The sequence below is a fragment of the Streptomyces aureocirculatus genome (assembly GCF_000720475.1).
Classification (GTDB): domain Bacteria; phylum Actinomycetota; class Actinomycetes; order Streptomycetales; family Streptomycetaceae; genus Streptomyces; species Streptomyces aureocirculatus.
In genome coordinates, this window is record NZ_JOAP01000098.1 from 1 (window position 1) to 8,832 (window position 8,832).

Sequence of the window (8,832 nt, forward strand, 5' to 3'; positions counted from 1 at the left end):
GGCAGGGGCAGGGGTTGGTGCCGGGATCGGGGCCGGGGCCGGTGCCGGGATCGGGGTTGGGGCCGGGGTCGGGGCTGGTGCCGGGATCGAGGCTGGGGCGGGAGGTCAGGCCGGGGCGGGGGCGTCGCGTGGCCGTGTACCCGTCCGCAAGAGTCTCCTGACCCGGCTGCTCGTCGTCTCCGTCCTCGTCTCCGTCATGTCGATCGCTGCCACCGCCTGGCTCGCGGCGCAGACCACGTCCGGGGCGATCCGGCAGGAGCAGGGGCAGGTCCTCGCCGACGACGCCCGCATCTACGACAAGCTCCTCGACCTCGCCGCGACCCGCCCCAGTTGGCGCGGCGCCGACCGGACCGTGCGCGACCTCGCCGCCGAGACCGGCCGCCGGATCGCCCTCACCACCCAGGACCGCAAGGTCATCGCCGACTCCGCGGGACCGGCGCCCAAGCACGACGCCCGGCTCCCTGCGCGCGCGTCCGCCGTCGTGGACCCGCTCGCCGTCGACTCGACCCTGGCGGCGGCGAGTTCGCGTACCGCGCGATCCGGCGCGGGCGGGTCCGGTACGGGCGGGTCCGGTACGGGCGGCTCCGGTACGGAGGGCGGGCTCGGCACCGGCACGGGCAGCGACGCCGTCGACCGCATCGACCCGCGTGCCGTCGGCCCCTTCCGGCTGACCGCGTCCGAACGCAAGGATCTGCGGCAGATCACGGACAAGGCCGTCGGCTGTCTGCGGGAACGCGGTGTCGACGCGAAGGCCGTCGAGGGCCCGAACGGCCGCCCGTACATCACCTCCCCCGACGACTCCGAGGTCAAGTTCACCGAGTACGGCTGCGGCCCCGGGTACGTGGGCGGGCTCACCCCCACCGAACGCAAGGCGCTCGACAAGGTCAACAAGCTCGCCGACGCGTGTATGCGCCGCAAGGGGACCGAGCCCGTGAAGCTCGGCCTCACCGTCAGCCGCGACGGCGCTCCCCGCCTCTACCAGGCGTACGTTCCGCCGGGCGCGCCCCAGTTGGTCCCGACACCCGCCCTTGACGGCGGCGAAGGTACCGACGTGTCGGTGCCCGACGGTCCGTCCCGGCCCTCCACGAAGCCCGGCGAAGCCAGGAAGGAAGAGGCGGCGAAGGAAGAGGCGGCCAAGGAAGAGGCGGCGAAGGACGAAGTCGTGAAGAAGGAAGAGGCCGCGAGGGAAGAAGCCGCGAAGGACGACGGGACCTACTCGCGGCGCCTCGACGAAGGGGCCCGCAGCGAGGAGGCCGTGCGCCAGCAGGAGCAGGTCGACGCCGCGCAGGCCCTCGCCGCCAACTGCGTGGACAGTGCCCGCCGCGAACAGCTCGGCCCGTACGTGTCGTCACCCGCGCTCCTGTTCATCACCAGCCCCGACGGCTCCCGCCCCTCCGAGAGCGGCTTCCAGTTGTCGGGCGCCAACACCACGCGCCTGGTGGGGCTCGCCGCCGCGGTCCTGGCCGTCACCGTCGCCGCCACCGCCTTCGCGGCCACCCGGCTGACCCGGCCGCTGCGCGCGCTGACCATGGCGACGCAGCGGATGAAGACCGGCGAGGCGACCGAGCCGGTGCCCGCACGCTCGGCCGGTGAGATCAGCCAGCTCGCCGCCGCCTTCAACGACATGGCCGCGCACCGCAGGGCCCTGGAGGAGCAGCGCAAGGCGATGGTCAGTGACGTCGCGCACGAGCTGCGGACGCCGCTGTCCAACATCCGCGGGTGGCTGGAGGCCGCGGAGGACGGGGTCGTCGCCACCGACCCCGAACTCGTCACCTCGCTCCTGGAGGAGGCCCTGCTCCTCCAGCACATCGTCAACGACCTCCAGGACCTCGCGGCTGCCGACGCCGGTACGCTGCGGCTGCACCGGGAGCCCATGTGCGCCGTCGACCTCGCGGAACAGGTCGTCGCCGCCCACCAGGCGCGCGCCGACGCCGCCGGAGTACGGCTCACCGCCGTCGCGGAGGGCGACCCGTGGCTGACGGCGGACCCCCTGCGGCTGCGCCAGGCCATCGGCAACCTCGTCTCCAACGCCATCCGGCACACCCCGGAAGGCGGCGAGGTGACGGTCCTGTGCCGGCCGGTGGACGGATCGTCCGTGGTCATCGAGGTCGCGGACACCGGTACCGGCATCGCCGCCGAGGATCTTCCGCACGTCTTCGACCGCTTCTGGCGGGCCGACAAGTCCCGCACCCGCGCCACCGGAGGCAGCGGCCTCGGCCTCGCCATCGTCCGCAACCTCGTCCAGGCCCACGGCGGCACGGTCCAGGCCCACAGCACCCTGGGCAAGGGCACGACGTTCACGGTCACGCTGCCGGTGACGTAGGGACGAGCGCGTCAGCGCGATGGTGCGGTGCGCGACGCGGCGGGTGTGTTCTGTGGGCGGGTGTGGAATTCAGCCCGTCCGGCGCTTGAGGACGAGCGCGTCAGCGCGAAACCCCACGCCCCCCGCACCGGGGACGTCCGCTCAAGGCCAGAGGCCAGCTTGGCCGGACCCGGCCGCGGCGGCGACACTCCCCCGAGCCACGCGTATGAACGCGAGCACCGGCGGGGCCAGGTCCGATGTAGTGATCACATCAGGCCACGCCAACAGATGGCTAACATGTGGCCAACGGTCTTCCGGTCGGCGCGCATGGCCGGAACAGAGCGGTCCGGTGCGAAGGGGGAGTGGGGCGCGCATGACGGACGAGCTCCGCTTCGGGCTCCTCGGCGTGCCCGCGCTGTACGGGCCCGACGGCGAGGCGCACCCCGTACGCAGTCCCAAGGGCCGGGCCCTGCTCGCCGCGCTGCTCCTGGAACCCGACCGGGTGGTCTCCGCGGCCGCCCTGAAGGACGCGCTGTGGCCCGAGGGCCCGCCCGCGTCCGCGCACGCCTCCCTGCAGAACCATGTGACCCGGCTGCGCCGACTGCTCGACGACCCCGGGCGGCTGCACGCCGTACCGCCCGGCTACCGCCTGCGGGTGGACGACGGCGAGCTCGACGTACGCGTCTTCGAGCGCCGCTGCGCGCAGGCGCGCGCCGCGCACGCCGAGCGCGACTGGGCCACCGTGGAGCGGGCGGCCGGTGCCGCCCTCGCGCTGTGGCGCGGCACCCCGCTGTCCGGTCTCCCGACGGCGGGCGCCGGGCACGCCCTCGTACAGCGTCTCGAAGAGGCCCGGCTGCTGCTCCTGGAGTGCCGCTTCGACGCGCTGCTCTCCGCGGCGGCGGACCCCGGCGGCGGCTCCTCCGCCGTCTCCGTCGAGCTCGGCGCACTCACACCGGAACTGACGTCCCTCGTGGCCGAGCACCCGCTCCGCGAGAACTTCCACCGACATCTGATGCTCGTACTGCACCGCACCGGCCGCCAGGCGGAGGCCCTCGCCGTCCACCGCGCACTCCGCCGCCGCCTGGTCGACGAACTCGGCGTGGAGCCGGGGGAGGGGGTGCGGGAGGCCCATGGGGAGGTCCTGCGCGGGGGCGCTGGCGCTGGTGCGGGCGCCGGCGTGGGCTTGGGCGTGGACGGGTCGTCATCCGCGCCGGACGAGTCCCTCACTCCCGGCATCTCGTCGCCCGCCCCGGACCCGGGCGAAGACGACACCGGGCCGCCGCTCCCCGCACCGGACAGCGCCCCACCCCACATACCCGCGGGCGACCCGGCCCCCGCACCCCTCAGCACCCCGGGCGCTGTACGCGGCGGCGCCTCGGGCGTTGTGCCTGGCGGTGCCTCGGGCGTTGTGCCTGGCGGTGCCTCGGGCGTTGTGCCTGGCGGTGTCTCGGGCGTTGTGCCTGGCGGTGTCTCGGGCGTTGTGCCTGGCGGTGCCTCGGGCGTTGTGCCTGGCGGTGCCTCGGGCGTTGTGCCTGGCGGCGCCTCGGGCGCTGTACGCGGCGGTGCCTCGGGCGTCGTGCCCGGCGGTGCCTCGGGCGTCGTGCCCGGCGGTACCTCGGGCGTCGGCCCCGGCAGCACCTCGGGCGTCGGCCCCGGCAGCACCCCGGACGCCGTGCCCGGCGGTACCCCCGGCGCCGTACCCGGCGGCACCCCGGACGCCGTACCCGGCGGTACTCCCGGCGCCGTGCCCGGCGGCACCCCCGGCGCCGTGCCCGGCGGCGACCCGCTCCCGCCCCCCACCTCCCGAGGTACCGACGACACCCCCACCCCCACTCACCCCCCACGCCCGCCCCGTCCCGCACAACTTCCCCCCAGGCCCCTGCACTTCACCGGGCGCACGGACGAGGTGCGGCGGCTTCGGGAGCTGTTCGGCGGGGCGGATGCCGGGGGGCGGCACGGTGCGGTGCCGCCCGTCGCCGTGCTCGCGGGGATGGCGGGGGTCGGCAAGAGCGCGCTCGCCGTACACGCCGCGCACGAGCTGCGGGACGTGTTCCCCGACGGGCAGCTCTACCTCAACCTGCACGGCGCCACCTCCGCGCTCACCCCGGGCCAGGCCCTCGCCGCGCTCCTGCGCGACCTCGGCGCCGGGGAGCGCCACACCCCCGACGACCCGCACGCGTCCGCCGCGCTGCTGCGCTCGCTGCTCGCCCCCACCCGCACCCTCCTGGTGCTCGACGACGCGGCCGGCGCCGCGCAGGTGCGTCCGCTGCTGCCCGGCGGTCCGGGCTGCGGCGTCATCGTGACCAGCCGCTCCCAGCTCACCGCGCTCGACGGCGCGGCCCGCTTCCCGCTGCGGCCGCTGTCCGACACCGACAGCGCCGCCCTGCTCCGCGCCGCCTCCGGACGCACCGGCCTGGACGCGACGCACCCGCTGGTGGCCCTCGCGGGACGGCTCCCGCTCGCCCTGCGCATCGTCGCCGCCCGCCTCGCCGCCCGGCGCGCGCTCACCCCGGACGCGCTCGCGCACCTCCTCGCGGACTGCGGCGGCCGCCTGCACCACCTGGAACACGACGACTTGAGCGTCCGCAGCTCACTCGACGTCGCCCTCACCTCGCTGCGCGACTCCGACCGCGCGGGCGACCGCGACGCCGCCCGCGCGCTGTGCGCCATCGGCGCCCTCGACCTGCCGGAGTACGGCGCCCCGCTGCTCGCCCGCGTGCTGCGGCTGCCCGGTTCCCGTACCCAGGCCGCCCTCGACCGCCTGGTCGACGTGGCCCTCCTCGACGAGATCGCGTACGGCCGCTACGCACCCCACGACCTGGTCCGTGCCTTCGCCCGCGAACACGCGGCACCGCCCGCGGAGTCGGCCGACCGCTCGGCGCTGACCTGGTACGACGCCATGGCGCGCCAGACCCTCCTGGCGATCGTGCCGGAGGGCAGGGACAAACAGGACCGCCTCGGCCCCACGGGACCGACCCCGACCCCGGTTCCGGGGGAGGCCCCGGAGGCCCCGGCGGTCCCGGCGGTCCCGGAGGCCCCGGCGGTCCCGGAGGCCCCGGCGGTCCCGGAGGCCCCTGAGGCCCCGGGGGACTCTCCCGTTTTCGCCTCCCCCTTCGCCACCATCGACCAGGCCTTCGCCTGGGCCGACCAGGAGCTGCCCAACATCGTCGCGCTCACCGAGCGGCACCGGCACGACGCCACGGGTCTGGTGCCCGCCCTCGTCCGGCACCTGTTCCCCTACCTCCAGCGGCGCGGGCGGCTCACGGAGCTGGCCAGGCTCGGGGCCGTCGCCGTGGCGACGGCGCGGCGTGCGGGGGACCCGCGGGCGCGGGCGCAGGCCCTCACGGACCTCGCGGGGCACCGGTTCATGGCGGGCCGCGCGAGCGAGGCCCTGACGCTGAACGACGAGGCACTCGCCCTGTGGCGCTCCCTCGGCGACGTCTCCTGCGTACGCCGCGGCCTGAACCACCGGGGCCTCCTCCTGGAAGGCCTCGGCCGGTTCGCCGAGTCCGCGGGCGCCCTCCGCCAGGCCCTCGGTCTCGCCCGCAGCCTCGATGACCCGCTGAGCGAGGCCACCACCTACAGCCACCTGGGCAACCTGTACGAGCACACCGACGCCCGCACCGCCATCGCCCACCACGAACGCAGCCTCGCGATCGGTGACCGCATCGGGAACCTGATCGTCCGGCAGTCCGCGCACTGCAACATCGGCTACGCCCACCTCACCCTCGGCGAACCCGCCGCCGCCCTCGCCCACTTCGAGAAGAGCCTGCGGCTGCACGGCCAGTACGAGGACTGGCACGGCGAGTCCCAGTCCCGCCTCGGCCTGGTACGGGCCCTGCGCGAACTGGCGAGGCACGAGGAGGCCGCCCGCGAGGGCACCGTCCTCCTGGACCGCGCCGAGCACCGCGGCGACACCCACATGGGCGGCCTCGCCCGCCACCAGCTCGGGCTCCTGCTGCGCACGTGGGGCCGTACGCGGGAGGCGCACGCCCAGTGGGACGCGGCCCTGGCGGCCCTGGAGTCCCTGGACGGCGTCAACGCCAAGGTCGTCGAGGAGCTGAAGGCCCTCCTGGCGGCAGGGGGTTGAGCGCGCCGCTACTTGGCGTCGGCATAGCACTCCACCACAGCCACCGTGAACGGGAACCGCACCGGCGTCTCACCGAAGGCGATCCGCCCCGCGAGGTCCCCGGCCTCGCGCACCGCGGCCACGACGGCCTCCGCCTCCTCCTGCGGGCAGTGCACGATCACCTCGTCGTGCTGGAAGAAGACCAGTTCGGCGCGCATCCCCGCGGTGGCCCTGCGCAGCGCGGCGAGCAGCAGCAGCGCCCAGTCGGCGGCGCTGCCCTGCACGACGAAGTTACGGGTGAAGCGGCCCCGGGCGCGCGCGTCCGACGAGGCGTACCCGGGCGTGAACTCGTCCTGGGGCGCGGTGTTCCCGGCGGCGGGCGCCTCCTGCGGCAGGCCCGCCTCGCCGCCGTCGTCGTCGGCTCCGCTCCCGACGGCCGGAGGGCTGGTCCGCCCCAGCCACGTCCGGACGAGCCGCCCCTCCTCGCCCGCCTTCGCCGCGTCGTCCACGTACGCGACGGCGAGGGGGAAGCGGCGGCGCAGCGCCGCCAGGTTCTTCAGGCCGTCGCCCGAGGTCTGCCCGTACACCGCGCCGAGCAGCGCCAGCTTGGCGTGCTCGCGGTCACCGGCGAACGCGCGGTCGGAAAGGCGGGTGTACAGGTCCTCCGCGCTGCCCGCGACATCCATCAGACCGCGGTCGCGGGAGATCGCGGCGAGGACGCGGGGCTCCATCTGGTCGGCGTCGGCGACGACCAGGCGCCAACCGGGGTCGGCGACCACGGCGCGCCGGATGACCTTGGGGATCTGGAGCGCGCCGCCGCCGTTGGTGGTCCAGCGCCCCGAGACGGTGCCGCCCGGCGTGTACCCGGGGCGGAAGCGGCCGTCGCGCACCCAGTCCTGGAGCCAGGACCAGCCGTGGGCGGTCCAGATGCGGTACAGCGTCTTGTACCGGAGCAGCGGCACGACCGCCGGGTGGTCGACCTCCTCAAGCTCCCACTTGCGCGTCGACTTGAGCCGGATGCCGGCGCGGGCGAACGCCTTCACCACCTCCGCGGGCAGGTCGGGGCGTACGCGGTGGCCGAACGCCGCGGACACCTCGTCCGCCAGCTCGGCGAGCCTGCGCGGCTCACCACTGCCTCCGTACCGCTCGCCGAGCAGCTCGTGCAGCACCTCCTTGTGCGTGTCGGCGCGCCACGGCAGGCCCGCCGCGTTCATCTCGGCGGCCACGAGCATGCCCGCCGACTCGGCCGCCGTGAGCAGCTTCATGCGGCCCGGGTGGGCGGTGGCCCCGTGCCGGGTGAGCTGGTCCGCGTACACCTCCAGGAGGGCTTCCAGGGGGAGGTGGGCCGCCTGGGACGGCTCGAAGAGGGAGTCCTGCGCGCCTGGCTCGGCCGCGCGGGGTGGGGGGTCCTGCGGTACGGGTCTTCGGTGCAGGCGGGCCCAGGCGGCCGCCGCGGAGCGGGGCTCGCCGAGGCGGCCCTCGTGGCCGAGGAGCAGCAGCTCGGCCGCCTCGATGTCGTAGCAGCGCTCCACGCGTACGCCCGCGGCGAGCAGCCGCGGGTACACGGCGGTCGTCGACCGCCACACCCACCGGGTCACCTCGGGGCGCCGTCGCACCGCCGCGACAAGATCCGCCTCCCGGCGCACGTCCCCCACGGGCCGCCCGCCCTCGTCCACCGGCACCAGGGCAGCACCCCCGCCCGCCTCCTCCGCCACCACCCACCGTCCACCGCTCATACCCCCGACGATCCCACCGCCCACTGACAACGCCACCACGCGACGCTTTCTCCCCCACCCGCCCGCCCTTCCCCGCGCTGGCGCGCTTGTCCTCAATCGCCGGACGGGCTGAATACTTCGCCCCGGCGGCACGGGCCCAGCCCCCGGGCGAAGCTCCAAGCCCCCCGGCGAAGTTCCAAGCCCGTCCGGCGTTTGAGGACGAGCGCGCCAGCGCGACGAGCCGCCGCTCCGCGGCGATTTCCCCCACCCACCTGCCCTTCCACCCGCACCGGGCCTGAGCGCACCTTCCCAGCCCACCCGGCGTTCGAGGGTGCGTGGCGCGGAGCGTGACTTCAGCCGGTCGGGTGTCCGAGGGCGAGGTGCGCGGCGCATTCCCAGCCTGTCCGGCGTTTGAGGACGAGCGCGAAGCGCGATTCCAGCCTGCCCACCGTTCGAGGGCGTGGCGCGGAGCGCGACTTCAGCCGGTCGGGTGTCCGAGGGCGAGGTGCGCGGCGCATTTCCAGCCCGTCCGGCGTTTGAGGACGAGCGCGGAGCGTGATTTCAGCCTGTTCGGCATTTAAGGGCGAGGTGCGCAGTGCAACTCCAGCCTGTCCGGCGTTCGAGGGTGCGTGGCGCGGAGCGCGACCTCAGCCGGTCGGGTGTTCGAGGGCGGGGTGCACCGTGCGTTTCCAGCCCGTCCGGCGTTTGAGGACGAGGCGCGGAGCGCCGATACGCGGGGGTCCAGG

Annotated in this window: 3 protein-coding genes; 2 read left to right on the top strand and 1 reads right to left on the bottom strand. The window is 75.4% G+C overall.

Annotated features, from left to right (window positions below):
• Positions 1-196 precede the first annotated feature (196 nt).
• Positions 197-2,323 (top strand): sensor histidine kinase, encoded by a 2,127-nt coding sequence (locus IG78_RS0140235; protein WP_063760857.1) that lies wholly within the window; start codon positions 197-199, stop codon positions 2,321-2,323.
• 352 nt (positions 2,324-2,675) lie between these two features.
• Complete coding sequence (locus IG78_RS48900; RefSeq protein ID WP_051853544.1) at positions 2,676-6,392, top strand: BTAD domain-containing putative transcriptional regulator; 3,717 nt, start codon at positions 2,676-2,678, stop codon at positions 6,390-6,392.
• A gap of 8 nt (positions 6,393-6,400) precedes the next feature.
• On the opposite strand, the gene IG78_RS0140245 is transcribed toward IG78_RS48900, so the two are convergent.
• Positions 6,401-8,107 carry a bifunctional 3'-5' exonuclease/DNA polymerase gene (locus IG78_RS0140245; RefSeq protein WP_030574448.1) on the bottom strand — a complete coding sequence of 569 codons (1,707 nt, stop codon included), beginning with the start codon at positions 8,105-8,107 and terminating at the stop codon, positions 6,401-6,403.
• Between the last annotated feature and the right edge of the window lie 725 nt (positions 8,108-8,832).

Excerpts from the sequence above, each read along its gene's own strand:
- IG78_RS0140245 (WP_030574448.1), bottom strand. The coding sequence starts at position 8,107 with ATGAGCGGTGGACGGTGGGTGGTGGCGGAGGAGGCGGGCGGGGGTGCT.
- IG78_RS48900 (WP_051853544.1), top strand. The coding sequence starts at position 2,676 with ATGACGGACGAGCTCCGCTTCGGGCTCCTCGGCGTGCCCGCGCTGTAC.
- IG78_RS0140235 (WP_063760857.1), top strand. The coding sequence starts at position 197 with ATGTCGATCGCTGCCACCGCCTGGCTCGCGGCGCAGACCACGTCCGGG.